Genomic DNA, 25730 nt, shown 5'->3' on the forward strand with positions numbered 1-25730 from the left:
GATCCACGCCCAGATCAGCAAGGTGAGCGCGCCGCCCGCCAATGTCCAGCGGATTGCCCGGTTTGCTGCGCGGCTGGTCTCAGCGCACTTGTCTCGCCCTGCGCGAAGGCGCTATGCCGCTGCCAAGGACCGCGAGAGCCGGCCGCCGAACGAACGGGTGGGAGGACAAAGCATGCAGCTGCGAACCTGGATCGCGCTGGCCTTGTGCCTGTCGGCACCGCTGGCCGCGCCGCCGTTGTTGGCCGGGGAAGCGCGCAAGCTGGATCAAGGGCGCAACCTCGGCACTGGCATCGCCAGCTACTACGGGAACGAGTTCTCGGGCCGCCGCACCGCCAACGGCGAAACCTATCGCAGCACAGGCCTCACCGCCGCGCACCGCACCGCACCGTTTGGCAGCCGGATCAAGGTGCGTAACCTTGATAACGGGCGCGCGGTGGTGGTGCGGATCAACGATCGCGGCCCCTGGACCCGGGGACGGATCATCGACTTGTCGTTTGCCGCGGCAAAGGCGATCGGCCTGCATCGCAGCGGCACCGCGCGGGTCAGCCTGACCATGGTCAGCGACTGATCCGGCGGTCTTGACCGGGCCATAGCCATGCCCCAGAATTGCTGCGGAGGAGGGCCTGCCATGACCAAGACCGGTGGATGCCTGTGCGGGGCGGTGCGCTATGAAGTGAGCGGCGACCCGGCGATGCAGCTGGTGTGCCATTGCAGCCATTGCCAGAAACAGGCGGGCAGCGCCTTTTCGACGATAGCCGGCGTGCCCGAGCGCGCGATGACGGTGACGCTTGGCGCGCCAGTGACTTTCATCGACCACGGCGAAAGCGGCCAGCCGGTCGAGCGGCAATTTTGCGGCACTTGCGGCTCGCCGCTGTTCAGCAAGGTCATGGCCGCACCCGGCATGGTGTTCATCAAGACCGGGACGCTCGATGACAGCAGCTGGTTCAAACCTTCTGCCCACATCTGGACCAAATCGAAGCAGTCCTGGGTTGATTTGGGCGATGTGCCCGCATTCAAAACCAATCCGGGGTGATGGCGATGCGATTCTGGAAAGCTGTGCTGTGGGTCGCCGCCGCGTTCAACCTGCTGGTGGCGGTGCCCTCGTTCTTCGTGCCGGGTGCGGCGGTGAATGACCGGATCGTCGCTCTGCTGGTTGGCTGTTTTGGCCTGGTCTATGCGATGGTTGCGCGCGCGCCGGAGCGCCTGGGGCAGGTGCTGTGGGCCGGGGTGCTGGGCAAGATCGGGGTTGTGGCGCTGATCTGGCCCGAAGTTCAGGCGGGCCGCGCGCTGCCCGGTACTGGCTGGATCCTGCTGGGCGATATGGTGTTCACCGCGCTGTTCGTGGTGTTTCTGCTGCGCCGCCGGGCAGCTGCGGGTTAGCGCAACCAGCCCAGCGATTTGGCCATCAGCATGCCGAGCAGGACGATCAGCACGCCATAGACCGCCAGCCAGACCAACGGGCGTGCAACATGGGCCAGATCGGGGCGGCCGAACGGGTACGTCAGCTTCACTTTGGTGCCCAGCGGCGGCGCGGGGCTGCCGTGGAGCATCTCGTCAGCCACTTCGTGGACCGCGCCCTCGGCTGAAAAGCGATAGAGGGCGCCATAGCTGGTGCCGTTGTTGTCTCGGTTGATCCGGTGGCCGATCACTTCGGCTTCGGCCGTGCGGGTGATCGAGCGCAGCCGGACCCAGTCCTTGCGCGCGATCGCCCACAGGCTGACCAGGCACAGCGCCATCCCGCCACAAAGGAACCAGGCTTCGAACACGGCTTAGCCAGCCAGCCGCAACCCTTCGGCCTCGGCGCCAGCCGGCTTGGGCTGATCGAGCCAGATGCCGCGGGTGTCGTAAACCGTATGGCGCGCGCGTCCGGCCACGGGCACGGCCTTGAACTGGTCATGATCGACCAGTACGATCAGGATCTGCGTCTGTTCAAGCGCGGTGTCGATATCGATCAGTTCGGCCTCGGTCCCCGAAAAGTCGCGCGGCAGTTCGCTGGCATAGGGTTCGACCACCTTGACCCGGTCACCGAACTTGCGCGCCAGCGTGACCGCCACCAGCCGCGCCGGGCTTTCGCGGAAATCGTCGATGTTGGCTTTGAAGGCGAGGCCCAGGCAAGCGACTTTCGCGCCCGGATTGGCCGCGATCAGCGCTTCGGCGCGCTGGATCACGTGGTGGATCTTGCCATCGTTGACCCCGCGCGCAGTGCGGATCAGCGGGGTCTGTTCGGGCGCGCCGTGGACGATGAACCACGGATCGACCGCGATGCAATGCCCGCCCACGCCCGGCCCGGGGGTGAGGATGTTGACGCGCGGATGGCGATTGGCGAGCCGGATCACTTCCCACACATCAAGCCCCATGGTGTCGGCCACCATGCTCAATTCGTTGGCGAAGGCGATGTTGACGTCGCGGTAGGCATTCTCGACCAGCTTGGTCATTTCGGCGCTGCGGCTGTCGGTAACGACGCAGGTTCCGCGCACGAACAGCTTGTAAAAAGTCAGCGCCTTGCGGGCACAGCGCGGGGTGATCCCGCCGATCGAACGATCGTTGTTGGTCAGTTCCTCAAGGATTTTGCCCGGCAGCACCCGCTCGGGGCAATAGGCGACTGAAATGTCAGGGGTTTCGCTGGTCAGGCCGGGGCACTTCAGGTCTGGGCGACGATCGGCAATCAGATCGCGCAGCGCTTCGGTGGTTCCGACTGGCGAGGTCGATTCAAGGATCACCGTGTCACCCGCCTTGAGCACCTTGGCGACCGCTTCACCGGCGGCGAGGACATAGGAAATGTCGGGCGCATGGTTGGCATCGAACGGGGTTGGCACCGCGATCACGAAGACGTCGGCCGGGGCCATTTCGGTCGAGGCTGTCAGCAGCCCGCGCGCGACCACGCCGTGGACCAGACCATCAAGATCGACTTCCTCGATATGGATCTCGCCGCGGTTGATCGTATCGACGACAGATTGCGTCACGTCCACGCCCAGCACCTGGCAGCCCGACCGCGCGACCACCGCGGCGGTCGGCAGCCCGATGTAGCCCAAACCTACGACACAAACGTCTGGCTTAACGTCCGATTTCATTCCCGATCAGCTCCACGATTCGGCGTGCGGTCTGCCCGTCCCCGAAAGGATTGTGGGCGCGCGCCATGCTCTCGTAAGCAGCCTTATCGTCGAGAAGCTTAAACATTTCGGTAACGATAACCGTGGTTTCGGTGCCAACCAGCTTGGCAGTCCCGGCGGTTATGCCTTCGGGGCGTTCGGTGGTTTCGCGCATCACCAGCACCGGCTTGCCCAGCGCCGGGGCTTCTTCCTGCACCCCGCCGCTGTCGGTCAGCATGATCGCGGCGATCGCCAGCAGCCGGGCGAAATGCGGGTAATCGAGCGGTTCGATCAGCGCGACGTTTTCAAGCCCCGCCAGCGCGGAATTCATCACGGCACGAACGTTGGGATTGAGGTGGACCGGGAAGATCACCGCCACATCGCTCCGCGCCGCAATCTGGCGGATCGCCGCAGCAATGCTTTCCATGCCGCCGCCAAAGTTTTCGCGGCGGTGGCTGGTAACGCCGATGATGCGTTTGCCGGCGAACCGGGCTTCGAGATCGGCGAGGCCCGCGGCGAGTGATGGATCGGCTTCAATCCGCGCAGTTACCCAATAGAGCGCATCGATCACCGTGTTTCCGGTAACATGGACGCGCGCCGGATCGACCTGTTCGGCGGTCAGCGCCTTGGCCGAAAGATCGGTCGGGGCGAAATGCAGGCTGGCGATGGTGCCGATGATCTTGCGGTTCACCTCTTCGGGCCAGGGGTGATAGATGTTCCCCGATCGCAGCCCCGCCTCGACATGATCGACCGGAATCTTGCGGTAATAGGCGGCCAGTGCCCCGGCCATCGCAGTGGCGGTATCGCCTTGCACGATCACGCGGGCGGGCTGGACCTGATCCATCACCTTGCCGAGTTCCGTCAGCAGCGCGGCGGTGAGCCCATCGAGCGTCTGGTCGGGCTTCATCAGATCGAGATCGAAGTCCGGCAAGATCCCGGCGATATCGAGCACCTGATCGAGCATCTGGCGGTGCTGCGCCGAAACGCAGACCACCGGGGCAAAACGCGGATCGGCCTGCAGTGCGGCGACCACGGGGAACAGCTTGATCGCTTCGGGCCGGGTGCCGAACACGATCAGGATCTTGGCGGGATCAGTCATGCGATTTGCCCTAACACTGGTGGGTTAACCATGAAATAAGGTCAGCAGACTAAAGCCGCTCTTTGGTTAACTGATCTGCCGTTCAAATCCCCCTCCCCAACGGGGAGGGGTTAGGGGTGGGGGAGCGAGGCCGACAGGCCGCGCGTCAATGCTGGCGTCGAACCCCCACCCCCAGCCTCTCCCCGCCGGGGAGGGGAGAGCAGTTGGCTCTGTTTGGAAGGTTTTGAATGCGAGTTCTTGTCACCGGCGCGGCCGGCTTTATCGGATATGCCTTGGCCCAGCAGTTGCTGGCGCGCGGCGATGTGGTCATCGGGGTCGATAACCTCAACGATTACTACCAGGTTTCCTTGAAGCGCGATCGGCTGGCGGCGCTGAGCGCAGCGGGCGGCAACCGCTTCACCTTCCACGCGCTCGATTTTTCCGACATGACGGCGCTGAACGCGGCGCTGGAAAGCCAGCAGATCGACCGGATCGCGCATCTGGGCGCGCAAGCCGGGGTGCGCTATTCGATCGAGAACCCGCAGGCCTATGTCAGCTCGAACCTGGCGGGACACGTCAATCTGCTCGAACTGGCGCGGCACCGCGCGGTGGAGCACATGGTCTATGCCAGCTCCAGCTCGGTCTATGGCGGCAACACCAAGCTGCCGTTCGCGGTCGAGGACCGCACCGATCACCCGGTCTCGCTCTACGCCGCAACCAAGCGCGCCGACGAGCTGATGAGCGAAACCTACGCCCACCTGTTCCGCCTGCCGCTCACTGGTCTGCGTTTCTTCACCGTCTATGGCCCGTGGGGCCGGCCCGACATGATGCTGTGGAATTTCACCCGCCGGATCCTGGCGGGTGAGCCGATCCCGGTGTTCAACAATGGCGATATGTACCGCGATTTCACCTATATCGACGATATCGTCGCGGGCGTAGTGGCCTGCCTCGATAATCCCCCCGCCGATGACGAAACGGAAAAGGCCGGCGGTTCGATCAAGCCGCACGCGCTCTACAACATCGGCAACAGCCAGTGCGAGCCGCTGATGAAAGTGATCGGTCTGCTCGAACAGGCCTGCGGCAAAGAGGCCGTGATGGAAATGCTGCCGATGCAACCGGGTGACGTCTACAAGACCTATGCCGATATCAGCGCCATCCAGCGCGACCTTGGCTACGCCCCGACGACCAGCATCGACGTGGGTGTTCCGGCATTTGTCGAATGGTACCGCGCTTACCACGCGGCCTAGGCGTCAATCAGCGGGTTCGGCGTCACAGCGGAAGGTGATCGTCACCAGCGCGCCTTCGGCCGGCCATGCGCGGGTGATCGTGCCGGCGATCTGGCGCAGCACGGCAGCGGTCATCTTTGTCCCGAACCCGCCCGAGGTTTCTGCCGGTTGATGATTGGCGGGCGGAGGCGGGCCGCCCAGCTCGCGCCATTCCAGCGTGGTCAGCACGCCCGCCCCATCGGCTTGCGCACTGGACCAGCGGATTTCGACGCGCCCTTCGGGTACCGACAGCGCGCCGTATTTCGCGGCATTGGTCGCCAGCTCGTGCAGCACCAGCGCCAGTGGGGTGACCTGCCGGGCCACGATCCCGCAGGGTCCGCCGACCAGGGCGATGCGCGTCCCGGCCTCGTCCTGATAGGGTTCGATCATGCTGCCAAGCAACGCGGCAATATCGGTGACCGCGTCGGGCCCCGCGCCGAAAGCCAGCGCATGGGCGCGCGACAGGCCGTGGACCCGCGCGCTCAGCCCCGCCACCACGCTGGCGGTATCGCCTTTTGCGCGCGCGGCCATGCCGATCAGCGACAGCACCACGCTGAACAGGTTCTTGACCCGGTGGTTGAGTTCCTGCGCCAGCAGCAGGTTGCGTTCGTTGAGGTCACGCAGCCGCGCGGTATGGCTGGCGGCATTTTCGGCGCTGACCCGGCGGCGTTCAGAGCGCTGCGCCGCCCAGACCATCAGCAACAGCCCCAGCCACATGCCCAGCAGCAGCGGCACCTGCCAGCTCTCGGCGCGCTCGGCGGCGGCGAAAGCATCGCTGCGGCGCTGGCGCAGACCCACGGCGAGCGCGGCCAGGTGCAGGCGTAGCTGGTCCATGCTGACTTTGCCCGCATTGCTTCTGATCAGGATCATCGCCGCTTCAAGATTGCCGGTCCGGGCATAGCGAACCGTCTGGTCAAGCTCGGCCATCTTGGCCCGGCTCAACTGTGCGACGGTGCGCAGCCGGTCATCGGTTTGCGGATCGCCGGTTGAACCAAGCTTGATCTGGAGATCGTCAAGGCTTTTGCCGATCCGCGCCTGGGCGGCGTCATAGGGTTGCAGGTAGGCAGGATCCTGCGTCAACAGAAAGCCGCGCTGGCCGGTTTCGGCATCGAGCAGTGTCTGTTCGACCGTTTCCAGCGCAATTGCCGCATCGGCTTCGGCATTGGCGGTCTGGCGCGCGGTGCGCTGGGCAAACGACGACTGCACCAGCAGCAGGCCGATTGCGACCACCAGCACGGTAAGCGCCACCAGGATCACGGTTGGCGACAGATTTGCCACCCGGCCCAAGGCCGCATGCAGCCTGCCCGGACGATCGGGACGGATAGGAGGCTGGGGCATAGCGCCGACCTATCATAGCGTCCGCAGCGTTCAAGCGGCAATCGACTCCGGTGGACAAGCCGCCCGGCTCGCCTTGCCGCCGCTATCCGCCATGCGCCATCACCGCGCCATGGCGATTCTCTCAGATAAATGGATCCGCGAACAGGCTGGCGCAACCGGCATGATCGAACCTTTCGTGGAGCGGCAGCAGGCGGACGGCTGCATTTCCTATGGCCTGTCCAGCTATGGTTATGATGCACGCGTGGCGGACGAGTTCAAGGTGTTCACTAACGTCCATTCGGCGATTGTCGATCCCAAGAACTTCACCGACAACAGCTTTGTCGACATGAAGACCGATTGCTGCATCATCCCGCCGAACAGCTTCGCGCTGGCCCGCACGGTCGAATACTTCCGGATCCCGCGCGATGTGCTGGTGATCTGTCTGGGCAAAAGCACCTATGCGCGCTGCGGGATCATCGTCAACGTCACCCCGCTCGAGCCTGAATGGGAAGGCCACGTGACGCTGGAATTTTCGAACACCACCCCGCTTCCGGCCAAGATCTATGCCAATGAAGGCGCCTGCCAGTTCCTGTTCCTGGCTGGCAACGAGCCGTGCGAAATCAGCTATGGCGACCGCGCGGGCAAATACATGGGCCAGCGCGGGGTGACCCTGCCGAAGCTTTAGAAGGAGGCGCTGCCGTGGAAACGCCGTTGTTCGATCAGTGGCGCGCGCGTTCGCCGCATTACGATGAAAGCCACGAGGCGGTTTGCGATTCTGTTCGCGCGTTCGTTTCGCGTGAGATCATGCCGCATATCGATGCCTGGGAGGCGGCCGGTGAATTGCCGCGCGAATTGCACAAGAAAGCTGCCGCAGCGGGCGTGCTCGGCCTCAACTATCCCGAGGAATTTGGCGGCACCGGCACGGCTTTCAACCTGTTCCACGCCTTGGTCCAGACCGAGGAACTGGCGCGCCCCGGTGCGGGCGGGATCAGCGCCTCGCTGATGACTCACGGGATCGGCCTGCCGCCGGTGTTGGCGGCGGGTAGCGATGAACTGAAACGGCGGATCGCACCCGACGTACTGGCGGGTGAAAAGATCATCGCGCTGGGGATCACCGAACCCGGCGGCGGATCGGACGTGGCCAATCTTCGGACCAAAGCGGAGCGCAAGGGCGCGGCCTATGTGGTCAATGGCACCAAGACGCTGATCACCTCGGGCATGCGGGCGGATTATGTCACGCTGGCGGTGCGCACCGGCGGGGCGGGGATCGCGGGCGTATCGTTGCTGCTGGTCGAAACTGCCAGCCCCGGCGTGTCGCGCACCCGGCTCGACAAGATGGGCTGGCACTGCAGCGACACCGCGACGATCCATTTCGACGATGTCGAAGTGCCCGCCGAGAACCTGATCGGCCCCGAAAACGCCGGGTTCGGCGCGATCATGCGCAATTTCAATTCCGAGCGCCTCGGCATGGCGCAAGGCGCGGCGGCCTATGCCCGGATCTGCTATGAGGACGCGCTCGACTGGGCGCGGCAACGCGAAACCTTCGGCAAGCCATTGGTGACCAACCAGGCGATCCGCCACAAGCTGGCCGATATGGTCCGGCGGATCCACGCCACCCAGGCGTGGATCGATCATTGCGCGTGGCAGGTGCTGAACGGCAAGGCTTTCCCGGGCGATTTCGCGCTGCTCAAGGTTCAGGCGACGCAGACCATGGAGTTTTGCGCGCGCGAGGCCTGTCAGATCCTCGGCGGGGCAAGCTTCGTGCGCGGCAGCCGGGTCGAGCGGATCTACCGCGAAGTCCGGGTGATGGCGATCGGCGGCGGCAGCGAAGAAATCATGTACGATCTGGCGAGCCGCCAATATCGGTTTTAGAGAGTTTCATGGCCAAACCCGACAGCCCTTCCCCGGTGGAGAAGGGGGACATGAGTCAAGCTCATTGCAACTTGATATTACTTCGGCTTCAGCACCATCGTATCGCCCTGCATTTCGACCGAGCCGAGCTGCTTTAGCACTGATTGGCCAAGCAAGTTGATCGGCAGATCGCGCACCACTACCGCTTCGACATCGCGCAGTTCGAACCCGCCGATCTCGATCCGGTCAAGGTGCACCGGCGCGCTGTAGCCCACGCCCGATGCGGTCTGCATGTTGGGCTGGAAATCGTCGGGCATCATCATCAGACCAAGCTCGGCAGCCTGCGCTTCGGTCAGCGCGACCATGTTGGCCCCGGTATCGATCAGGAAGCTGACCGGCGCGCTGTTGATCTGCGCCTCGATGTGAAATTGCCCGGCGGCATCGGCCTTCAGCAGCATTTCGCGCCCGGTGCCGATCATCTCCTGCGTCGGCGTCTCGCTCGGGGCGTTAATGACCGGCACCGGCTTTTTGCCAGTGTGCGGGGTGATCATTGCCGCCGCCAGGCTCATCGAGCCGACCGCGGTGAGCGAAATGACATGAAGCCGGTTCAGCATAGCGTGCAGGATAACCCGCACGGGTTACCGAAAGCTTAGGCCGCTTTCCCGTGCGCCACGTCCATGCTGACCGATTGCCCGGCCTCGATCTCGGCCGCCTTCGCTTCAACGAGGCTGACGATGTGGCCGATCATGTCGGCGTCCTGCACGTGGTGGTCGGTCACGCCCGAGAGGTAGACCATGTGCTTGCCATTGCCGCCGCCAGTGATGCCGATATCGGTTTCGCGCGCTTCGCCCGGGCCGTTGACCACGCAGCCCAGCACCGACAGGCTCATCGGGGTCTTTATGTGCTGCAATGCGTCTTCGAGCTTTTCAACCGTGCGGATCACGTCAAAGCCTTGCCGCGCGCAACTGGGGCAGGAGACGACGCGGACACCGCGGGTGCGCAGGCCAAGGCTCTTGAGGATTTCATAGCCGACCCGCACTTCTTCCTCGGGCTCGGCCGAAAGCGAGACGCGGATCGTGTCCCCGATCCCGGCCCACAACAAGTTGCCGATCCCGATGCTCGATTTGACCGTCCCGCCGATCAGCCCGCCGGCCTCGGTGATGCCAAGGTGCAGCGGGCAATCGACCGCTTCGGCCAATTGCATGTAGGCGGCGACCGCGAGGAACACGTCGCTGGCCTTCACCGCCACCTTGTATTCGTGAAAATCGTGATCCTGCAGCAGCTTGATGTGATCGAGCGCGCTCTCGACCAGCGCCTCGGGGCAAGGCTCGCCGTACTTTTCGAGCAGGTCTCTCTCAAGGCTGCCGGCGTTTACCCCGATGCGGATCGCGCAGCCGTTGGCCTTTGCCGCGCGGACCACTTCGGCGACGCGATCGCTCGAGCCGATATTGCCGGGATTGATCCGCAGGCAGGCGGCGCCCGCGTCCGCTGCTTCAAGCGCGCGTTTGTAGTGGAAATGGATGTCGGCGACGATCGGCACTTCGGCCGCGCGGACGATTTCGCGCAGCGCCGCCGTGCTGGCTTCATCGGGGCAGGAGACGCGGATCAGGTCCACCCCGGCATCCTCGCAGCGCCTGATCTGGGCGATGGTTGCCGCCGCATCGCTGGTCAGCGTGTTGGTCATGGTCTGCACGGTGATCGGCGCAGTGCCGCCCACCGGCACCTTGCCGACCATGATCTGCCGGGATGTGCGCCGCGCGATATCGCGCCAGGGTCGGATCGAAGACATAGCGTGCGATATAGGGACAGCGGCGCTGCTGAGCAAATGGTCTAAACGTGCAGGCGGCCGCTTCAGGCGCGGCGGGCGAGCAGCGGTGCCGGGGCAGCCAGTGGAAGCTGCACCAGCGGAGCCGGTTCCTGTTGGCCCAGCAGCAATTGCTGGGCGGCGACAACCGGCATCGGGCGGCTGAACAGATAGCCTTGCGCCAGTGCCACTTCCAACTGCGCGAGCGCGGCGCGTTCGGCTTCGGTCTCCACGCCTTCGGCCACCAGTTTGCAGCCGATTTCACGCGCGAAACTGACCAGCGCATGGGCCAGCGCGCGGCGCGCGGGATCGGTATCGATCTGGCGGGTCAGGCTCATATCAAGCTTGAGGATGTCGGGCCGCAGATCGACGATATGCCGCAACCCGGCATAGCCCGAACCAACGTCGTCAATCGCGATTTGCGCGTGCGCGCGCAGCGGCTGCAATTCGGCAATCAGCGCGGCGTAGTTGGTAACCGCGCTATGCTCGGTCACTTCGATCACAAGACGCTCTGGCTTGCCGCCGCTGATAAGCCCGCGCAGGGCTCCGGCGATCACGGTTTCGGGCGAGACATTGATAGCAACATAACAGCCGGGCGGAACATGCGGGACAGTGCGCAAGGCGGCGCGCACGGCCAGCAATTCCAGTTCTTCGCCCAGACCCACAGTCGCCGCTTCGGCAAACCAGCGATCCGGCCCGCGTTCGCCAGCATCAGCAAACCGGGCAAGACATTCCACGCCAACCGGCGTGCCGCTGCGCAGATTGTGGATCGGCTGGTGCAGGATGGTCAGGGCGTCAGCCGAAAGCACGGCCGCAATCCGTTCGGTGATCGCGGTCTGGCTGCGTGCCGAAGTCAGCTCGCTTTCGATCTGCTGCGCGGCGAGTTGCGCAAAGGCGCGCAACGTGGCCATGTCGCGCTCGGTCAGGGTGCGATCGGGTGTTCTGCTGACGCAGCAGAAGGTGCCATAGACCTGGCCGTCGCTCAGCAGCAGCGGGACGTTGAGATGCGATCCGACCGGCAGCGCCAGCGTGATCGGCATCGACAGCGCAGCGTCGTGCTGCTGGGCATCGTGCATCAGCGCCGGCAAGCGGCCATCGAGCACGGCCTGGCACAAGGTCTGCTCAAGCGGTTCGGCAACCCCCGGGGCAACCGGCACCGGGCAATCCGCGCGGATATGCGTGAATTCGCGCACGCCGTCATAAATTTTCGAGGCAAAGGCGATTTCCATCCCCAGATGCGCGCGCACGGCATCAAGGATCCGGTCGATCGGAGACAAGGCATCGTCCCCGGAAAGTGCCGGATCGGCATGAAGGAAGCGGTGCAGCGGATCAGATAGAGGCGTTCCCATAGCGAGAACGTTTGGCAGCAGCCCGCTAAGATCGTGTTAAAGCCGCCTTAGCCAAGCAGCTTCGCAAACAGGAATTCGGGATCAAGCTGTTCGCCGACCTTGAAGGTGATGTCGGCCACCTTTTCGAAGCCGTAGCGTTCGTAGAAGCGGTGCGCGCCAAGGTTTTCGGAATAGACCGAGATCTGCGCCTCGTCGGCCCCGCGCGCTGCAAACTGGGCCATCGCCCAATCCATCAGCGCCCCGCCGATGCCCATGCCGGTGGCGTCGGCGGCGGTGTAGAGCTGTTTCAGCTCCATCGCCTTGTGGCCGCGGGCATGATCGGGAAAGCCGCAAGTGAGGCCGATCTTGGCAAAACCCATCAGCCGCCCGTCCACTTCGGCCAGCTGGTAAACGCGGGCGGGATTGGCCATTTCAGCCGCGACCGGTCCCTGCTCCAGCGCTTCGGCAAGGAAGGTGGCCAGATCTTCCGCGCTATAGAGCGCCGCGAACTTGGCCTTGAAGGCATCGATAGCGAGCGCGGACAGCGCGGGAATGTCGGCGGGGGTGGCGGCGCGCAGGATCGTTTCGGTCATAGTTGCAATGTCATACACATGCTGAAATCATCTTCAACGTAATCGCCAAACGCCGGACAGGGCACAAAGCCGTGGCTTTCATACAGCCGCCGCGCGGGCAGAAACATGTCGGGCTTGCCGGTTTCAAGACTGACCCGGGCATAGCCGCGATCCCGCGCCACCTGCAGCAGGTGGTGCAGCACCGCCTTGCCCGCACCGCGCCCGCGCCAGGCCGGATCGGCGCGCATTGATTTCAGCTCGCCGTGGGTATCGTCCAGGTGCTTGATCGCCCCGCAAGCGACCAGCTGGTCGCCGTCCCAGGCGGCGTAGAATGTGACATCGGCCTGGCGCAGCCGCTCAATCGGCATGGCGTGAACGCTTTGGGGCGGCGACCAGCTGTGCATTTCATCGAGATGCAGCCGCAGCAGCGCGGCGATCCCGGGGCCGGTCAAATCGTCATCGCGGATGGTGTATTCGCCCATGCCGCGCATCTGCGATGTTTTGCGGCCCATTTGCAACCCTGCGGTGGCCACGATCCAGCCTGGACTTCAAGCCGTTAACCTTGATTTGACTCGCCTCGCCAACTGGCATAGCTTTTTCCGCCTTGGTGCCGGCCTTATTGGGGTCGTCCGACTCCGAGCTTGCGGCACGCTTCGCGCAAATGGTTGCGCTGGCCTGCCCATCAGGAGGGTAACATATGAAAATGTTCCGTTACGCGGCCATTCTGGCTGCTCCGCTTGCGATTGCGTTGGTCAACCCGCTGGGTGCCCAGAACAACCCGATGACCGGCGGTGACTATGTCGAAGTCAGTCAGGTCACGATTGATGACGGGCATTTCGGCGACTATGCCAGCTTCCTGGCCGATACCTGGCGCAAACGGCAGGAATTCGCCAAGAAGCAGGGCTGGATCACTGGTTATGAAGTGCTGGGCAACGTCAACCCGCGCCCGGGCGAGCCCGACCTGATCCTGGTGGTGCGGATGCCTTCGCTGCCCACTGGCGCCGAGGGCGAAAAGCGCGGTGCCGCGATGCGCGATTTCTTCAAGCAGACCGATAACCAGATGGAAGCCGCATCGGCCGATCGTGCCAAGTATCGCCATGTGATCGGATCGACCTTGTGGCAGGTGATGAACTTCAAGTAACCTGACATGGCAATTTCGGCGGGATGAACTTGGCTTGGTTCGTCCCGCCGGATTTCAGGAATGCTTGCTGGCTTTGCGCCGCCCCATTCGCATGCCGCCTTCCAGCCGGCCGCGCAACTGGGTGTAATAGGCTTCGAGGAACGCGCGTTCATCGCCCGCGCCGGGGTTCCAGCCGATCTTGCGGCAGATCGCTTCGTGGACCGAAACCATCGCAGCGTGGCGGCCTTCGCGCAGCACGCGTTCGAGCGTCTGCAATTCGTACTCGCCATAAAGCGCAAGTTCGGCGTCGGAAAACCGGTAGCTGACCCCGGTGGTCTGGCTGGTACCGGTGGCGGCGGTCTGCCCGGTGGAGAGCACGGCTTCGAGCCGGCGGCGCGGCATCTCTACCACCCAGGTGCCCGCCACCAGATCGCCCGCGCGCAGCCGGTCGCGGTTGAACAGCGGCAGCGCCGCGAACAGCATCAGCCAGGCGAACAGCGCCCAGTCCGCCGCCTGTCCGCCCGGCAGGCTAAACAGCGCGGCCAGCGGCAGGAACAGTTCGATATCGCGCAGCAGGTTGCGGGCCAGCACCATCTCGGTAGTCAACCGCCCACCATCGCGCGCGGCCACACGGATACGGTTGATGCGCTTGCCCGGGGTTGCCCCGCGCGGACCCAGCTCGAACAGCAGGAAATAGCCGTGCCGGAACAGGAAGAAGAGCATCATCGCGGTGACGGTGAGCAGTTGCAGCAGCGGGCCGGGATCGCTCAGCGCTTTCTTGTCGAGCGCGCCAGACAGCGCGGCAACCACCCCGAGCAGCAGGTTAAGACCGATATAGCCCGCGACCATGATCAACAGGTCGATCACCAGCGCACCAAAGCGCGCACCGCGGCTGGCCAGACGCACCGGCAGCGCGATCCCTTCGGGGGTGATCATGGTGCGGCTGCGCACCCGCCAGCTTTGGGTGGCAGCGCTCATGCTGCCTCGCTCGAGGGGGGCACGCGCCGCAGCAGGAAGAAATAGCCGAGCCAGAAGGCCAGCATGCCGTATCCCACTGCCAGCCGCGCCGGGGTATTATCGATCAGCTGGCGGGCAAAGCCTTCGAGCAGGCCCGCCACCGCGAGCATGATCAGCACGCCTGCCATCACCACCGATGCGCGCTGCCCGGCCCGCGCTGCCGCATCAAGCACCGTCAGCTCGCCGGGGAACGCCATCGACCGGCCAATGTGCAGCCCCGCCGCGCCCGCCAGCAGGATCGCGAACAACTCGGTGGTGCCGTGGACCGAAAGCCACCCGACCATATCGAGCGTCAGCCCCTGCCCGTGATACAGCCACAGCATCGCGCCCAGCGTCGTGGTGTTCTGGATCAGCAGCAGCATCGGCGGCACGCCAAAGGCAAAGCCCAGCGCAAAGCAGGTGATCGCCACCCCCGAATTGTTGTTGAACAGGAAGGCGGCAAAGGTCGACAGCTGTTGCTGCTGGTGATTGCCGAACAGCGTGCCGAGCAGTACTTCGCGGCTGGCCCCGGGCTGGCGCGCATCAAGGAACTGGCCGGGGACCAGCGAATAGTACCACTGGTTGTCCGCCGCGCAGAGCAGCCAGCCGACCAGCGTGCCCGCCGCCATCAGCGCGAAAGCGACCAGAATTTCGCCCCGCAGCGCGCGGACGTTGCGGCTCCATTCGCCGCCGAAGAAGCGCCCCAGCCATCCGCCAAGGCTGGTGCGCGGGCCATAGACGAGGAACCAGGCGCGCTGGACCAGACTCTCCAGATAAGCCAGCGTCGCGGCATCGAGCGAGGTTTCGCGCGCCACCGACAGGCTCGAGGCAACCGTGCGGTAAAGCACCGGCAGATCGAGCAGATCTTCGTCGGACAGGCGCCGGATGCGGCCTTTCTCCATCTGGTCCAGGGTTTCCTCAAGCCGTTGCCAATCAGCCTCCCGTTCGATCCTGAAGCGGTCCGAACGCAGCGCCGCGGCGGCAATCGCGGCGCCGCCGCCCAGGTTGGCCGGCTGGTTCATCCAATTGCCCCGCGCCGTTTGATCTGCAGATAGCGATCGAGCAGCCGGGTGCCGATTTCAGCGTAAGGTGCCTCGATCACTTGCACCCCCATTTGTCGCAGCGTGACCAGCACCAGCGCGCGCTGGCGCAGCAGGCCATCGGCGCTGACCGCCATGGCGAGCTGGCCCACAGCGACCGGATCTTCGGCGGCGATACCGACCAGTTCCTCATCATTCATCGTCACGAACAGCACCAGATGCCGCGCGGTCAGTCGCCCGATCGATTCGATCATCAGCTGCGCGCTGGTCGGATCGGTGAAATCGGAAAAGACCACCACCATCGAGCGCCGCTTGAGCTGGCCCGCAAGCGTGGCGAGTGCGAGCGTAAAATTGGGCTCCTGCGGCTGATAGTCGAGCCCGGCCGCCGCCACCTGCAGGCGGTGAAACTGGCGGGCGTCGCTGGCAAAGGGGGTGAACAGCATCGGCTGCGCGGCAAAGCCGAACAGCGCCACCTTGTCACCGCTTTTGAGCGCGGCATAGGCGGTGGTGAGGCCTGCGGTCACCGCGCGGTCAATCCGCGCCTGCCCGTCCACCGGCTCGCACATCGCCTGACCGCAATCGAACGCGAAGACGATCTGGTTGTTGCGTTCGGCCTCGTATTCCTTGGCATAAAGGTGCGCGTGGCGGGCGCTCGATTTCCAGTCGATCCGGCGCTTGTCCATCCCCGGCTGGAATTCGGCCAAGGCCTCGAACATCGTGCCTTCGCCGCGGATGCGCCGCGCGATCAGGCCCACTTCGGCATTGCGCAGGAAGGCTTGCAGCGCGGGCGAGCGGACCGGAGCGAGATTGGGCCAGACCCGTACCGGACGTTCCATCACGCGGCTGGCCTGGCGCGCGCCAAGGCCCATCGGGCCGGTCCAGCGCAGCCAGACCTGCTCGATCTCGCCCATGCCGCGGCGCTGCGGGGTCAGCGCAATTTCGCCGGTCCAGGTCGCTGCGTCGGCAGGGCCCAGCGTGCCCAGCGCGCGTCCGGCGGGGAACAGCCGCGCTTCGCTGGCCAGCGCGCATTCCACCGCGCGTTGCAGCCCGCGTGAAAACCGCGCGACAATCCGCACCGGCTTTGGGGCACCCACTTCCATGTCCTCGGCCAGATCGAGGCTGACCGACCTGAGCGATCCCGCCAGCAGCGCATCGATCACGATCAGCACCAGCACTGCGGTGCCCAGCAGCGGCGCCATGGCCCAGCGGGCCGGCATCAGCACCGCAATCAGCAGCGCCAGCGGTGCCGCCGCCGCCATCAGTAGCGCGGCCCGGCCGGTTGGCACCAAGGCGGTGCGGATGTTCATGGACAGATCCTCTCCATTTTTGGCGAATGCCACAAATGGGGAGGTGGCATTTGCGCCAGCAAATGACGGAGGGGTCTCTGTCCTTGCGCCATTACCCCTCCGTCAGTCGCTGCGCGACTGCCACCTGCCCATTTGCGCTGCCGCGAAAATGGAGAGGATCTGAAGTCCTTTGCTTTCACCGCGGCGCCTCGGTCGCTTCGACCAGTTCGCCGACCAGCATTTCCACCTGCTTGCCTTCGATCTCGGCCGCGGGGGAAAGCAGCAGGCGGTGGCGCAGTACCGGCACGGCCAGCGCTTTCACATCATCGGGCAGGACATAATCGCGCGCATCGAGCGCGGCGCGGGCGCGGGCAGCGTTGGCCAGCAGCACGCCGGCGCGCGGGGAAGCTCCGGCGGCCAGATCGGGGCTTTCGCGGGTCGCGCGCAGCAGCCGGACGATGTAATCGATCACGCTTTCGGCCAGGGTGATGGTCTTGACTGCGGCGGCCGCCGCAGCAAGCGTCTTGCCATCGGTGACCTGGCCCACGCCAAGGTCGGCCGGCTTTTGCGGGCCGACCCGCTGGCCAAATGTGGCGATGATCTTTGCTTCTTCCGCCGCACTGGGATAGGGCACCAGCAGCTTGAACAGGAAGCGGTCGAGCTGTGCTTCGGGCAGCGGATAGACCCCCTGGTTCTCGATCGGGTTCTGCGTTGCCACCACCAGGAAATTGTCCGCCAGCGGATGCGCCGTCCCGTCCAGCGTGACGCGCCGTTCCTGCATCGCATACAACAGCGCGGCCTGGGTTTTGGGCGGGGTGCGGTTGATTTCATCCGCCAGCAGCAGTTCGCAGAAAATCGGCCCGCGCGTCAGCGTGAACTTGCTGGTCTGGAAGTTGAACAGGTTCGAACCCAGAATATCGCCGGGCATCAGATCGGGGGTGAACTGGATGCGCCCGAACTGGAGCCCCAGCGTGGCCGCGAAGGTCTGCGCCAGAAACGTCTTGGCGGTGCCCGGCGGCCCTTCCAGCAGCACGTGGCCCTGTGCCAGCAGCGCGACCAGCAGGGCATCGACGATGCCCGTTTGGCCGACCACGGCCTTGGCCACCTCGCCGCGGATCCGCGCGGCCAGGTGGCTGACTTCGGCCAATGTCATCGCGGGTTCGCTCATCGCATCAAGGTCCTTTCAAGCGCGTGGAGTTGCCGCGCGGCGGATACCAGATCGGCCGGACGGCGCGCCGCGCGCAGCCGCGCGGCAATGATGGAAAAGGGTTCGCTGCCGGGGGCTCGAACCAGCAGGGCGCGATCGATTGCGGTTTCGGTTCCAGCGGGATCGAGCCGCGCCGACAGTGCCAGCTTGCGCGCCAGCCGTTCGCGCGCGGCATCGGCATAAGGCGCGCCGAGCAGATGCAGCCGCCGCGCCCGCTGGATCAGCCCGGCAGCATTGGCGATCAGCGCGCGTTTGCCAAACGCGATCGAACGGGCCGCCAGCAGCGGCGGACCGAACCGGTGCAGCGCGCGCCAGAACAGCACCAGTGCGGTCAGGATCAGGCAGATCGTTGCGGCCAGAAACGGCGGGGTGAAGGCCTGCTTGATCAGGCTTGGCCCCTTGCGCGGCGGCTGGGCCACCGCGCCTTCGATCATCTGGTCCATGATGATTCGCCGCTCACCGCGCCCGGCAGTCAGCCGCACCATGTTTTCGGCCAGCCGCCCGCTTTCGATTTTGGCGAAGCCCCAGTTGTTGAGCAGATCGGGTTCGAACACCAGCACCAGCGGAAAGCGATTGGTCCGTTGGTATGGCTTGGATTCGGGTTCGTCATAGTCCGCTGCGTCGCGCAGCGCCGGATAGTCGCCATCGTCAAGATAGCCGGCCAGCACGCGGTCGGTTTCGGTGTCGGTGACCAGCGGGACCAGACCGTCGCCCTGCGCGGACTGGACCGCCTCGATTCCAGGCAGGTTGCCCGCCGCGCCCAACCCCGCCCAGCGTCCCTTGCTCGATTTGCTGGCCAGCGGATAGAGATCGATCGCCAGTTCATCGTGCCAGCCCAGCCAGCGCGGCACCGCGGCATCAAGCTGTTCGACGACCGTGCCCTTGTACTTGCCGTCCGGCACGCGCTGTACCACACCGCTGGACTTCCATTTGGGCAGGATCACCAAGACCGGGCCGTTGGCGCGGTGCAGCGCGATCACGCGCTCCATCTGCTGCAGATTGGCACCATGCGGCGGGGTGAGAACCAGCAGGCCGGGCTGCCCCGCCATGGCTTCGCTTTGCAGTGGATCGACCGTGTAGCCGCGCTTGCCAAGGAACTGCGCGAAGGCGGCATAGCCATCGAAGCCGCGCCCGCCGGTGCGCAGGGCCGGGGCGCCGCCTTGCTGGGGCTGGTCCATCTGGTTGCCCGCCGCCCACAGCGTGAACACAAACAGGACGATCCCGGCCAAGGCCAGCACCGCGCCGCCGCGCTTGCCAAACGGGCTGGCTGTGCGCGCGCTCATCGCGGTGGCCCCTGCGGCAAGGGTTCGAGCGCGAAATCGGCATAGGCGGCGCGGGCCGCCCGCCAGTCGCCCTCGTCCAGTCGGCGCAGCGCGAACAGGCTGCGCTCGACCCGCTGGGCGATCAGACCGAACGCGGTGCGGGCGGCAGGGGGCAGGCCCTCGATACCTGCGATTTCGCGAGTGGTGCTGGCGGGCAGCACCCAATCGGGCCGCGCTGCGGCGATGTGATCGACCGAGCGCTTGAGCAAGAGATGCGCCGCCTCGGCATATTTGCCTGCAGCGGCCAGCACATCGGCTTCGTCGAGCAAAGCCTCGGCCTCGGCGCGTTCGGGGGTCCAGGCGGCGGCTTCGGCCTCGGTCGCTGCGCGGGCGGTGTTGCTGCGTTCAAGCCACGGGCGGATCACGCGGTAAAGCCCATAGAGCACAATGGCCGCGCCGATTGCGATCAGCACCCACTGCATTACCGGCCAGGCGATCCCCAGCGCCTTGCCGATCGGCTCAAACAGATCGCGCACTGCCTCGGCCAGTGGGCCGGGTTCGGATGGCGGGCTTGGCGTGCCGGACGGAAGCACGCCTGGCTGACCCGGAGTGCCGGCGGGCAGGGTCGGCTGGACCACCGGCGGGCTGGCCTGTGGCAGCGGGGTCTGGCTGGGCAATTCCACCGGCAGCGGGCCGAACTGGATCGTGGGATCGGCGCGCACGTCTTGCCATGCCGCGGCGGCATCTTGTGCGGCTTGTGCCCCCCGTATCGCTGGCTGCGGCGCGCTCACCTGGCCGGTGGTGGCATGCGCCGCTGCGGCCCGCAAGTATCGCGAGGAAAAACCGTCAGAAAATGGATCGAAAAGCGATCAGCCGCGCGGGCGTTCCTGCCGGTAAGTGCCCAGCAGGCGCAATTGTTTGCAATGGAACGCCAGTTCTTCAAGCGCCCGGTCAACCGCCGCATCGCCCGGCGCGCCAAGGATATCGGCGTAAAAGGTGGTGGCGGCAAAGCTGGCGCCCTTCTGGTAGCTTTCCAGCTTGGTCATGTTGACGCCGTTGGTGGCAAACCCGCCCATCGCCTTGTACAGCGCGGCGGGGATGTTCTTCACCTCGAACACGAAGGTGGTCATCGCCGGTCCTTCGCCAAGCCCGGCCGGATCGAGCGGATCCTTCGCCAGCACCACAAAGCGCGTCATGTTGTCAGCCGCGTCCTCGACATTTTCAGCGATGATCTTGAGCCCGTAAAGCTCGGCTGCAATGGCAGGGGCGATGGCGCAGGCGGCGGGATCGCCCATTTCGGCGACATGGGCCGCTGCGCCCGCGGTGTCGGCATAGGCCATTGGCACGATGCCCCGGGTCCGCAGGAAGAAGCGCGACTGGCCCAGCGCCTGCGGGTGCGAATAGGCGGCGCTGAACGGGCCGTCGCTCCCATCAGGATTTGGCAACGCCATCAACGCGTGATGGATCGCCATAAAGTGTTCGCCAACAATGTGGAGCCCGCTTTCGGGCAGCAGGAAGTGAATGTCCGCCACCCGGCCGTGCTGCGAATTCTCGATCGGGATGATCGCGTGGCCGGCGCGCCCGTCCTTCACGGCTTCGAGCGCGTCCTCGAAACTGAAGCACGGCAGCACCAGACAATCGGGCGCATATTCCAGCGCGGCGCGGTGGCCGTTGCAGCCCGGTGCGCCCTGGAATGCCACGGCGCGCGCCGGATCGAGCGCGGCCCTGGCGGTCAATTCCTCGACACGGGCGAGCGCGGGGGCGGGGAAGCTGTTCATTCCAGCGCGCCTATAGCGCCTTTTCCATGCGCAGCAACGGCACGGTTACGCCATCGACCGCGGCGCTGTGCAGTTCTTCGGCCACCACATAACCGGCCTTGCGATAAAGCCGCGCGCCCGAAAGCGTGGCCATCAGCTCCACCCGGGCGAACCCGGCCTCGCGCGCTGCATCTTCGCACAGCGCCAGCACATAGGCCCCCACACCTTTGCGGGCATGCGCCGGATCGGTGTACATCGCGCGGACTTTTGCCGCCTCGCTTGCCGGATCAAGGCGGCGCGGATCGCGCGCGACGATGCTGTCATCCCCGCCGAACAGCGTCGCCCGCCATGACCAACCGCCACAGCCGGCGACCTCGCCATTGTCCAACGCGATGAAATAGGTGCGGTCGGCCACCAGCTGCCGGTCCAGCCCCATGGTCTTGTGGCTGACCGCGATCTGCTCGCGCGACAGCAGGCCATGCTGCAACTCGGCAATGGCGCGCGCCATCAGCACGTCGAGCGCGGGCAAGTCGGCTTCGGCGGCCAGGCGGTGGCTGAGCGTCATGAGCTGCATCTTTGGCTACCAATCCGCTTGCCGCCTAGCCCCCATTTCCGCTAGGCGCGTGGGCCATGGGACTTTTCGGCAAGATCTTCACCTGGTGGGATGGCGCAACCATCGGCACGCTGTTCAATTCGTCGCTCTCAGGCGATGAGGTGGGCAAGGACGCGCAGGGCAACTGCTACTTCCGGGCACGCAAGCCGTTCCCCAAGGGCCACCCGCGCGCCGGGCAGGAACGCCGCTGGGTGATTTACAACGGCGCCAACGATGCCAGCCGGGTGCCGGCCGAATGGCACGGCTGGCTGCACGGCGCGTTCGATTCGCTGCCCGAATCGAACCTGCCGGCCCCGCGGATCTGGGAAACCGACTATGCGCCCAATGCCACCGGCACGAACGCCGCCTATCGCCCGGCGCGCTCCAAAGCGGGCGGCGGCAGCGGCGATTACGAATCCTGGTCGCCGGAGGGCGACAGTCGTTCGGCGTCGCCGGACGCCTGATCCGATGAACCGCAAGGCCGCTCTGGCGCTGGTGCTGCTGGCCTCGCTCGGCGCGTGCAAGCGCGGTGACGATGCGGCTGAAGCCGTCGCCACCGATGTGCCCACCGATGTCGCCGTCAATGCCACTGCGGCGGTGGTGGAAAACGAATACGGCACCCCGGTGAAAGACCGCGTCGCCACGATCGGCCTGCTCAACAAGCGCAACAACCTGACGCAGGACATGGTGATCAAATCGGGTGAGGCCAAGCGCTTTGGTAATGTGGTGGTCAAGGTTGCCACTTGCGAACGCTCGCTGCCGTGGGAAAGCCCGCCCGAAGTAGGCGCGTTCGTTCAGGTTTTCGTTGAGGAGCGCGAACGCGCGGATCAGCCGCTGGTCTGGCGCAAGGTCTTTTCGGGCTGGCTGTTCAAGAATTCGCCGTCGCTCAACGTGGTTGAACACCCGGTCTACGATGTCTGGGTGAAGGACTGCGCGATGAAATTCCCGGGCGAGGAAGACGCCCCTGCGCCGGCCGCATCGGCCAGCAGCGCGGCAAAGCCGGCGGGCAGCGCCAGCCCGGCCGCATTGCCCAGCGCCAAACCGTCGCCCAAACCATCGCCCAAGCCTTCAGCCGCGCCGTCACCCTCGGTCGGTCTCTGAGCTGCACGCAGCTGGTCCAGATAGTCAGCCTGGCTGATTTCCACCGCACCCAATGAAGCAAGGTGGCCGGTGATGAACTGGCAATCGAGCAGGCGGCACCCGCCACGGCGCAAGGCCGCAACCAGCCAGGCCAGCGCCACTTTGGATGCATTGTCGGCCCGGCTGAACATCGATTCGCCGCAGAACACCCGGTCAAACCCGACCCCGTAAAGCCCGCCAACCAGCGCGCCATCGCGCCAGCATTCGACCGAATGGGCATGGCCGAGGCTGTGCAGCAGGCCATAGGTCGCCTCGATCCGGTGGCTGATCCAGGTCCCTTGCGCGTCGGCGCGCGGCCCGGCGCATTCGGTGATGACGCGTTCGAAGGCCTGGTTGCAGGTTACAGAGTAAGTGCCGCGGCGCAGCGCTTTGGCCAGCGAGTGCGAACAATGGAACTGGTCCAGCGGCAAGATTGCCCGCTTGCGCGGTTCAACCCAGAACACCTCGCCATCGTCACGGCCATCAGCCATCGGGAACACGCCGCTGCGATAGGCCAGCAGCAACAGGTCCGGATCAAGCGGCGGCGATGTGGCTGGTGCATGCACAGTGTTTATTCTATGCACCCGGTTCAATCGCTTGTCATCCGGCAGTCTTCGCCTTATTGGCACGCGCTGCCTGCAGGAGTGTAGCTCAGTTGGTAGAGCATCGGTCTCCAAAACCGAGGGCCGTGGGTTCGAGTCCCTCCACTCCTGCCAGTCTTTTCCATTTCATTGGACGCAATGACATCGGCTGACCCAACCTCCGTTTCGGCTGCAACGCACGGTTTCCCGCCGTTGCGCTGGCTGCAGGCGGAACCGGGGCGGTGGGGCTTTCTGGTGCTGGGCGTGATGCTTTCGGTGCTGGCCTGCGCGCCGTTCTTCTCCTCGCCCTATCCCCAGATGGTCGATTATCCGGCGCATCTGGCGCGTTTCCACATCATGCTGACCCGCGCCGACAGTCCGTTCCTGCAGCAGTATTACGGCTTCAACTGGCACTGGATGGGCAACCTTGGCGCCGATCTGGTGATCCAGCCGCTCAGCAAACGCATGCCGCTGGAAGACGCCGGGTGGTATATCGCCGCGGTGCTGCCGCTGCTGACCGGGCTGGGCATTCTGGCGGCAGAATGGGCGCTGCGGCAGCGGATCACCTTTGCCTCGATGCTGGCCTTCGCGCTGATCTGGTCGCCTTCGATGTTCCTCGGCTTCCTCAATTTCGGGCTGTCGCAGGCCGGCGCGCTGTTCGGCTTTGCGCTGTGGGTGCGGCTCGATGGCAAGGCCTGGCGCGCACCGCTGTTCATCCCCATCGGGCTGCTGGTCTGGCTGGCGCACGTTTCGGGCTGGGGGATCCTGGGGCTGATGGTGTTCGGCTATGAATGGCACAAGGACAAGAGCTGGCGTGCGTTCCTGGCGCCGTGGCCGCTGTTCTTCCCGCTGCTGGCGTTGCTGGCGGGCGGCAGCGTGGGCAAGCCGCCCAGCTATGGCCCGCGCCCCGAATTCTACAAATGGGCGATCTGGAAGCAGGCGATGCGCGGCACGGTGCAGTGGTTTGACTATGCCAGCGCGCTGTTCGTGGTCGCGCTGCTGGGTGCAGCGATCTACTTCAAGCGCTGGGACTGGCGGCTGGGCTGGGCGACGCTGATGATGATCGGTGCCTCGCTGGTCATGCCGCGGCATATCTTCGGCGGCGATCTGGTCGATGCGCGGATGATCTCAGCCGGGCTGATGGTCGGCTGCCTGACGCTGGCGTGGAAAGCGCCGCGCTGGGTTACGCTGCTGGCCTGCAGCCTGTTCCTGGTGCGCCTTGGCTACACGGTGATGGACTGGCGCCGCGATAGTCTCGAAACGACCGAGATGCTGCGCGCGCTCGATGAACTGCCGCGCGGCAGCCGGATCGCCAGCTATCAGGTCACCGAACGGCGCGATTGGGGCTACAACAGCCAGGAACACATCTGCGGCTATGCAGTGGTGCGGCTCGATGCGCTGATCAACTGCAATTTCGCGCTGCCCGGCATCCACATGATGACCATCAAGGAGGGCGGCGATTACTTCCGCGATCCGTTCCACCGGCTCAACCATTTCCCGAAGCGGCAGATCGATACCTATGCCTACGAGCCCGCCACCCACGCCGACTGGTTCTGGTACATGGGCCAGCAAGACCCGGTGCGCCTGCCCTACGGCTTCGCCGAAGTAAAACGCGGGCGACACTGGATTTTGGCGCATAGGGTCGCGCCGCTCGATGCGGAGCCGGTGAAGTAGGGGGGCGTAGATATAGCCTACGGGCTATTGACAAACTATAGCCTTTGAGATATATTTCCCCAATAGTCTGGGCGATCCTCTACCACGATGCGTTCCTGCCTGAATTTGCGGCTCTGTCCGATGCCGTGCAGGACGAGCTGCTGGCCATGGCCGAATTGTTGAGCCTGCACGGACCGAGGCTGGGCCGGCCCCACGCAGATACGCTGGCGGGATCGAACCATGCCAACATGAAGGAATTGCGATTCAGGGCCGATGACGGAGTGTGGCGGGTGGCGTTTGCGTTCGATCCCGAACGTCGCGCGATCATGCTGGTCGCAGGCGACAAAAGCGGGACCGCGCAAAAGCGGTTCTTCAAGAGCCTGATCGGCCGGGCCGATGCCCGGTTTGCCGCACACCTCGAAATGGTGAAAGGAAAAAACGATGCCGCTGACCCACGATGACTTGATGGACAGCCTGCCCAAGGAGCGCCAGGCCCGGATCAAGGCCCGCGCGGGCGAACTCAACGCCGAGGTCGAAGGGCTCAAGGCCCTGCGCAAGCTGACCGCGCGCAGTCAGGAACAGATCGCCAAGAGCCTTGGGATCAAGCAGCCCTCGGTTGTCAAGATCGAACGCCAGACCGACCTCTACCTCTCGACCCTGCGCCGCTACGTCGAAGCCGCCGGCGGCAAGCTCGAACTTCGGGTCGAACTCCCCGGAACCGCCGCCTTCACACTGACCGGCGTGGGCGAGATTGCCGATCCGAAGCGGGCGGCGTGATAGGCAACGTTGCGGGTGGAGTTATGGTTGGGGGCG

The 25730-nt window shown here is 65.1% G+C and carries 29 protein-coding genes, 1 tRNA gene and 1 pseudogene; 13 read left to right on the forward strand and 18 right to left on the reverse strand.

All coding sequences use genetic code 11. The annotated features are described in order from the left end of the window. The first annotated feature begins 22 nt into the window (after window positions 1–22). The 3 genes from RMN99_RS00745 to RMN99_RS00755 are packed head-to-tail and all read left to right on the forward strand — an operon-like array spanning window position 23 to window position 1380. A complete protein-coding gene (locus tag RMN99_RS00745) occupies window positions 23–568 on the forward strand; it encodes a septal ring lytic transglycosylase RlpA family protein (protein WP_309621370.1) in 546 nt (181 codons plus the stop codon). 60 nt (window positions 569–628) lie between these two features. Continuing rightward, window positions 629–1033, forward strand: coding sequence for a GFA family protein (locus RMN99_RS00750; RefSeq protein WP_309621371.1), 405 nt, complete (start codon window positions 629–631; stop codon window positions 1031–1033). Next, a complete protein-coding gene (locus RMN99_RS00755; protein WP_309621372.1) occupies window positions 1033–1380 on the forward strand; it encodes a hypothetical protein in 348 nt (115 codons plus the stop codon). Before RMN99_RS00750 ends, RMN99_RS00755 begins: the two co-directional genes overlap by 1 nt. Here the strand turns inward: RMN99_RS00755 and RMN99_RS00760 are convergent. Genes RMN99_RS00760 through wecB form a run of 3 tightly spaced genes read right to left on the reverse strand, consistent with a single transcriptional unit; the run spans window position 1377 to window position 4188 of the window. Next, a complete protein-coding gene (locus RMN99_RS00760) occupies window positions 1377–1766 on the reverse strand; it encodes a hypothetical protein (RefSeq protein WP_309621373.1) in 390 nt (129 codons plus the stop codon). The two genes, RMN99_RS00755 and RMN99_RS00760, sit on opposite strands and share 4 nt — an antisense overlap. Before the next feature lie 3 nt (window positions 1767–1769). Further along, on the reverse strand, window positions 1770–3071 hold the full coding sequence (gene wecC / locus RMN99_RS00765; RefSeq protein WP_309621374.1) for a UDP-N-acetyl-D-mannosamine dehydrogenase: 1302 nt from the start codon (window positions 3069–3071) through the stop codon (window positions 1770–1772). Continuing rightward, the gene (gene wecB / locus RMN99_RS00770; RefSeq protein WP_309621375.1) at window positions 3055–4188 is read right to left on the reverse strand and encodes a non-hydrolyzing UDP-N-acetylglucosamine 2-epimerase; all 1134 of its coding nucleotides are present in this window, start codon (window positions 4186–4188) and stop codon (window positions 3055–3057) included. The genes wecC and wecB overlap by 17 nt, the downstream gene beginning before the upstream one ends. 227 nt (window positions 4189–4415) lie before the next feature. On the opposite strand from wecB, the gene RMN99_RS00775 reads away from it, so the two are divergent. Further along, the gene (locus tag RMN99_RS00775) at window positions 4416–5414 is read left to right on the forward strand and encodes an NAD-dependent epimerase/dehydratase family protein (RefSeq protein ID WP_309621376.1); all 999 of its coding nucleotides are present in this window, start codon (window positions 4416–4418) and stop codon (window positions 5412–5414) included. 3 nt (window positions 5415–5417) lie between these two features. Here the strand turns inward: RMN99_RS00775 and RMN99_RS00780 are convergent, their stop codons facing one another. Further along, on the reverse strand, window positions 5418–6770 hold the full coding sequence (locus RMN99_RS00780; protein ID WP_309621377.1) for a CHASE3 domain-containing protein: 1353 nt from the start codon (window positions 6768–6770) through the stop codon (window positions 5418–5420). A gap of 109 nt (window positions 6771–6879) precedes the next feature. On the opposite strand from RMN99_RS00780, the gene dcd reads away from it, so the two are divergent. Beyond that, complete coding sequence (gene dcd / locus RMN99_RS00785) at window positions 6880–7434, forward strand: dCTP deaminase (RefSeq protein WP_309621378.1); 555 nt, start codon at window positions 6880–6882, stop codon at window positions 7432–7434. Window positions 7435–7448: 14 nt separating this feature from the next. Beyond that, complete coding sequence (locus tag RMN99_RS00790) at window positions 7449–8621, forward strand: acyl-CoA dehydrogenase family protein (protein ID WP_309621379.1); 1173 nt, start codon at window positions 7449–7451, stop codon at window positions 8619–8621. 77 nt (window positions 8622–8698) lie between these two features. Here RMN99_RS00790 and RMN99_RS00795 read toward each other — a convergent pair whose 3' ends face one another. From RMN99_RS00795 to RMN99_RS00815, 5 genes are all read right to left on the reverse strand, one after another. Further along, complete coding sequence (locus tag RMN99_RS00795; RefSeq protein WP_309621380.1) at window positions 8699–9214, reverse strand: TIGR02281 family clan AA aspartic protease; 516 nt, start codon at window positions 9212–9214, stop codon at window positions 8699–8701. A 35-nt stretch (window positions 9215–9249) separates the two neighbouring features. After that, complete coding sequence (ispG, locus tag RMN99_RS00800) at window positions 9250–10389, reverse strand: flavodoxin-dependent (E)-4-hydroxy-3-methylbut-2-enyl-diphosphate synthase (RefSeq protein ID WP_309621381.1); 1140 nt, start codon at window positions 10387–10389, stop codon at window positions 9250–9252. 62 nt (window positions 10390–10451) lie between these two features. Next, a complete protein-coding gene (locus tag RMN99_RS00805) occupies window positions 10452–11753 on the reverse strand; it encodes an EAL domain-containing protein (RefSeq protein WP_309621382.1) in 1302 nt (433 codons plus the stop codon). 47 nt (window positions 11754–11800) lie between these two features. Further along, window positions 11801–12325: a GNAT family N-acetyltransferase gene (locus RMN99_RS00810; RefSeq protein ID WP_309621383.1), complete on the reverse strand. Its 525-nt coding sequence runs from the start codon at window positions 12323–12325 to the stop codon at window positions 11801–11803. Next, window positions 12322–12816, reverse strand: a complete 495-nt coding sequence (locus tag RMN99_RS00815) for a GNAT family N-acetyltransferase (protein WP_409035218.1) — start codon at window positions 12814–12816, stop codon at window positions 12322–12324. The genes RMN99_RS00810 and RMN99_RS00815 overlap by 4 nt, the downstream gene beginning before the upstream one ends. 185 nt (window positions 12817–13001) lie before the next feature. Here RMN99_RS00815 and RMN99_RS00820 point away from each other — a divergent pair, with 185 nt between their 5' ends. Further along, window positions 13002–13445: a hypothetical protein gene (locus RMN99_RS00820; RefSeq protein ID WP_309621385.1), complete on the forward strand. Its 444-nt coding sequence runs from the start codon at window positions 13002–13004 to the stop codon at window positions 13443–13445. Window positions 13446–13499: 54 nt separating this feature from the next. Here the strand turns inward: RMN99_RS00820 and RMN99_RS00825 are convergent, their stop codons facing one another. The 8 genes from RMN99_RS00825 to RMN99_RS00860 all read right to left on the reverse strand — a co-directional run bounded on the left by RMN99_RS00825 (window position 13500) and on the right by RMN99_RS00860 (window position 21537). Next, window positions 13500–14402, reverse strand: a complete 903-nt coding sequence (locus tag RMN99_RS00825; protein ID WP_309621386.1) for an RDD family protein — start codon at window positions 14400–14402, stop codon at window positions 13500–13502. After that, complete coding sequence (locus RMN99_RS00830) at window positions 14399–15442, reverse strand: stage II sporulation protein M (protein WP_309621387.1); 1044 nt, start codon at window positions 15440–15442, stop codon at window positions 14399–14401. Before RMN99_RS00830 ends, RMN99_RS00825 begins: the two co-directional genes overlap by 4 nt. Beyond that, complete coding sequence (locus RMN99_RS00835) at window positions 15439–16767, reverse strand: DUF58 domain-containing protein (protein WP_309621388.1); 1329 nt, start codon at window positions 16765–16767, stop codon at window positions 15439–15441. The genes RMN99_RS00830 and RMN99_RS00835 overlap by 4 nt, the downstream gene beginning before the upstream one ends. Window positions 16768–16942: 175 nt before the next feature. After that, on the reverse strand, window positions 16943–17899 hold the full coding sequence (locus tag RMN99_RS00840) for an AAA family ATPase (protein ID WP_409035220.1): 957 nt from the start codon (window positions 17897–17899) through the stop codon (window positions 16943–16945). An 11-nt stretch (window positions 17900–17910) separates the two neighbouring features. Then, window positions 17911–19236 carry a DUF4350 domain-containing protein gene (locus RMN99_RS00845; protein WP_309621390.1) on the reverse strand — a complete coding sequence of 442 codons (1326 nt, stop codon included), beginning with the start codon at window positions 19234–19236 and terminating at the stop codon, window positions 17911–17913. Next, on the reverse strand, window positions 19233–20006 hold the full coding sequence (locus tag RMN99_RS00850) for a hypothetical protein (RefSeq protein ID WP_309621391.1): 774 nt from the start codon (window positions 20004–20006) through the stop codon (window positions 19233–19235). The genes RMN99_RS00845 and RMN99_RS00850 overlap by 4 nt, the downstream gene beginning before the upstream one ends. Window positions 20007–20084: 78 nt before the next feature. Continuing rightward, on the reverse strand, window positions 20085–20993 hold the full coding sequence (locus RMN99_RS00855) for a prephenate dehydratase (protein WP_309621392.1): 909 nt from the start codon (window positions 20991–20993) through the stop codon (window positions 20085–20087). A gap of 10 nt (window positions 20994–21003) precedes the next feature. Continuing rightward, entirely contained in the window at window positions 21004–21537 is a 534-nt protein-coding gene (locus RMN99_RS00860; RefSeq protein WP_309621393.1) for a GNAT family N-acetyltransferase, read from the reverse strand. A gap of 65 nt (window positions 21538–21602) precedes the next feature. Here RMN99_RS00860 and RMN99_RS00865 point away from each other — a divergent pair, with 65 nt between their 5' ends. Then, the gene (locus tag RMN99_RS00865; RefSeq protein ID WP_309621394.1) at window positions 21603–22028 is read left to right on the forward strand and encodes an NADH:ubiquinone oxidoreductase subunit NDUFA12; all 426 of its coding nucleotides are present in this window, start codon (window positions 21603–21605) and stop codon (window positions 22026–22028) included. A 4-nt stretch (window positions 22029–22032) separates the two neighbouring features. Further along, window positions 22033–22665: a DUF2155 domain-containing protein gene (locus RMN99_RS00870; protein ID WP_309621395.1), complete on the forward strand. Its 633-nt coding sequence runs from the start codon at window positions 22033–22035 to the stop codon at window positions 22663–22665. 44 nt (window positions 22666–22709) lie between these two features. Here the strand turns inward: RMN99_RS00870 and aat are convergent. After that, window positions 22710–23312 (reverse strand): annotated as a pseudogene (gene aat / locus RMN99_RS00875) (leucyl/phenylalanyl-tRNA--protein transferase); the annotation flags it as partial. 11 nt (window positions 23313–23323) lie between these two features. Here aat and RMN99_RS00880 point away from each other — a divergent pair. The 4 genes from RMN99_RS00880 to RMN99_RS00895 all read left to right on the forward strand — a co-directional run bounded on the left by RMN99_RS00880 (window position 23324) and on the right by RMN99_RS00895 (window position 25694). After that, window positions 23324–23399 (forward strand) — tRNA-Trp (locus RMN99_RS00880). Between the two features lie 24 nt (window positions 23400–23423). Beyond that, on the forward strand, window positions 23424–24938 hold the full coding sequence (locus tag RMN99_RS00885) for a hypothetical protein (RefSeq protein ID WP_309621396.1): 1515 nt from the start codon (window positions 23424–23426) through the stop codon (window positions 24936–24938). Between the two features lie 44 nt (window positions 24939–24982). After that, complete coding sequence (locus tag RMN99_RS00890; protein WP_309621397.1) at window positions 24983–25378, forward strand: type II toxin-antitoxin system RelE/ParE family toxin; 396 nt, start codon at window positions 24983–24985, stop codon at window positions 25376–25378. Continuing rightward, window positions 25359–25694 carry an XRE family transcriptional regulator gene (locus RMN99_RS00895; protein WP_309621398.1) on the forward strand — a complete coding sequence of 112 codons (336 nt, stop codon included), beginning with the start codon at window positions 25359–25361 and terminating at the stop codon, window positions 25692–25694. The genes RMN99_RS00890 and RMN99_RS00895 overlap by 20 nt, the downstream gene beginning before the upstream one ends. Window positions 25695–25730 lie beyond the last annotated feature (36 nt).

Source organism: Novosphingobium sp., from assembly GCF_031417815.1.
GTDB lineage: Bacteria > Pseudomonadota > Alphaproteobacteria > Sphingomonadales > Sphingomonadaceae > Novosphingobium.

Bases quoted from the DNA above. Each gene is read 5' to 3' on its own strand.
- RMN99_RS00750 (WP_309621371.1), top strand. From the start codon at position 629: ATGACCAAGACCGGTGGATGCCTGTGCGGGGCGGTGCGCTATGAAGTG.
- RMN99_RS00755 (WP_309621372.1), top strand. From the start codon at position 1,033: ATGGCGATGCGATTCTGGAAAGCTGTGCTGTGGGTCGCCGCCGCGTTC.
- wecC (WP_309621374.1), bottom strand. From the start codon at position 3,071: ATGAAATCGGACGTTAAGCCAGACGTTTGTGTCGTAGGTTTGGGCTAC.
- wecB (WP_309621375.1), bottom strand. From the start codon at position 4,188: ATGACTGATCCCGCCAAGATCCTGATCGTGTTCGGCACCCGGCCCGAA.
- RMN99_RS00775 (WP_309621376.1), top strand. From the start codon at position 4,416: ATGCGAGTTCTTGTCACCGGCGCGGCCGGCTTTATCGGATATGCCTTG.
- RMN99_RS00780 (WP_309621377.1), bottom strand. From the start codon at position 6,770: ATGCCCCAGCCTCCTATCCGTCCCGATCGTCCGGGCAGGCTGCATGCG.
- dcd (WP_309621378.1), top strand. From the start codon at position 6,880: ATGGCGATTCTCTCAGATAAATGGATCCGCGAACAGGCTGGCGCAACC.
- RMN99_RS00795 (WP_309621380.1), bottom strand. From the start codon at position 9,214: ATGCTGAACCGGCTTCATGTCATTTCGCTCACCGCGGTCGGCTCGATG.
- ispG (WP_309621381.1), bottom strand. From the start codon at position 10,389: ATGTCTTCGATCCGACCCTGGCGCGATATCGCGCGGCGCACATCCCGG.
- RMN99_RS00805 (WP_309621382.1), bottom strand. From the start codon at position 11,753: ATGGGAACGCCTCTATCTGATCCGCTGCACCGCTTCCTTCATGCCGAT.
- RMN99_RS00810 (WP_309621383.1), bottom strand. From the start codon at position 12,325: ATGACCGAAACGATCCTGCGCGCCGCCACCCCCGCCGACATTCCCGCG.
- RMN99_RS00815 (WP_409035218.1), bottom strand. From the start codon at position 12,816: ATGGGCCGCAAAACATCGCAGATGCGCGGCATGGGCGAATACACCATC.
- RMN99_RS00820 (WP_309621385.1), top strand. From the start codon at position 13,002: ATGAAAATGTTCCGTTACGCGGCCATTCTGGCTGCTCCGCTTGCGATT.
- RMN99_RS00825 (WP_309621386.1), bottom strand. From the start codon at position 14,402: ATGAGCGCTGCCACCCAAAGCTGGCGGGTGCGCAGCCGCACCATGATC.
- RMN99_RS00830 (WP_309621387.1), bottom strand. From the start codon at position 15,442: ATGAACCAGCCGGCCAACCTGGGCGGCGGCGCCGCGATTGCCGCCGCG.
- RMN99_RS00835 (WP_309621388.1), bottom strand. From the start codon at position 16,767: ATGAACATCCGCACCGCCTTGGTGCCAACCGGCCGGGCCGCGCTACTG.
- RMN99_RS00840 (WP_409035220.1), bottom strand. From the start codon at position 17,899: ATGACATTGGCCGAAGTCAGCCACCTGGCCGCGCGGATCCGCGGCGAG.
- RMN99_RS00845 (WP_309621390.1), bottom strand. From the start codon at position 19,236: ATGAGCGCGCGCACAGCCAGCCCGTTTGGCAAGCGCGGCGGCGCGGTG.
- RMN99_RS00855 (WP_309621392.1), bottom strand. From the start codon at position 20,993: ATGAACAGCTTCCCCGCCCCCGCGCTCGCCCGTGTCGAGGAATTGACC.
- RMN99_RS00860 (WP_309621393.1), bottom strand. From the start codon at position 21,537: ATGACGCTCAGCCACCGCCTGGCCGCCGAAGCCGACTTGCCCGCGCTC.
- RMN99_RS00865 (WP_309621394.1), top strand. From the start codon at position 21,603: ATGGGACTTTTCGGCAAGATCTTCACCTGGTGGGATGGCGCAACCATC.
- RMN99_RS00870 (WP_309621395.1), top strand. From the start codon at position 22,033: ATGAACCGCAAGGCCGCTCTGGCGCTGGTGCTGCTGGCCTCGCTCGGC.
- RMN99_RS00885 (WP_309621396.1), top strand. From the start codon at position 23,424: ATGACATCGGCTGACCCAACCTCCGTTTCGGCTGCAACGCACGGTTTC.
- RMN99_RS00895 (WP_309621398.1), top strand. From the start codon at position 25,359: ATGCCGCTGACCCACGATGACTTGATGGACAGCCTGCCCAAGGAGCGC.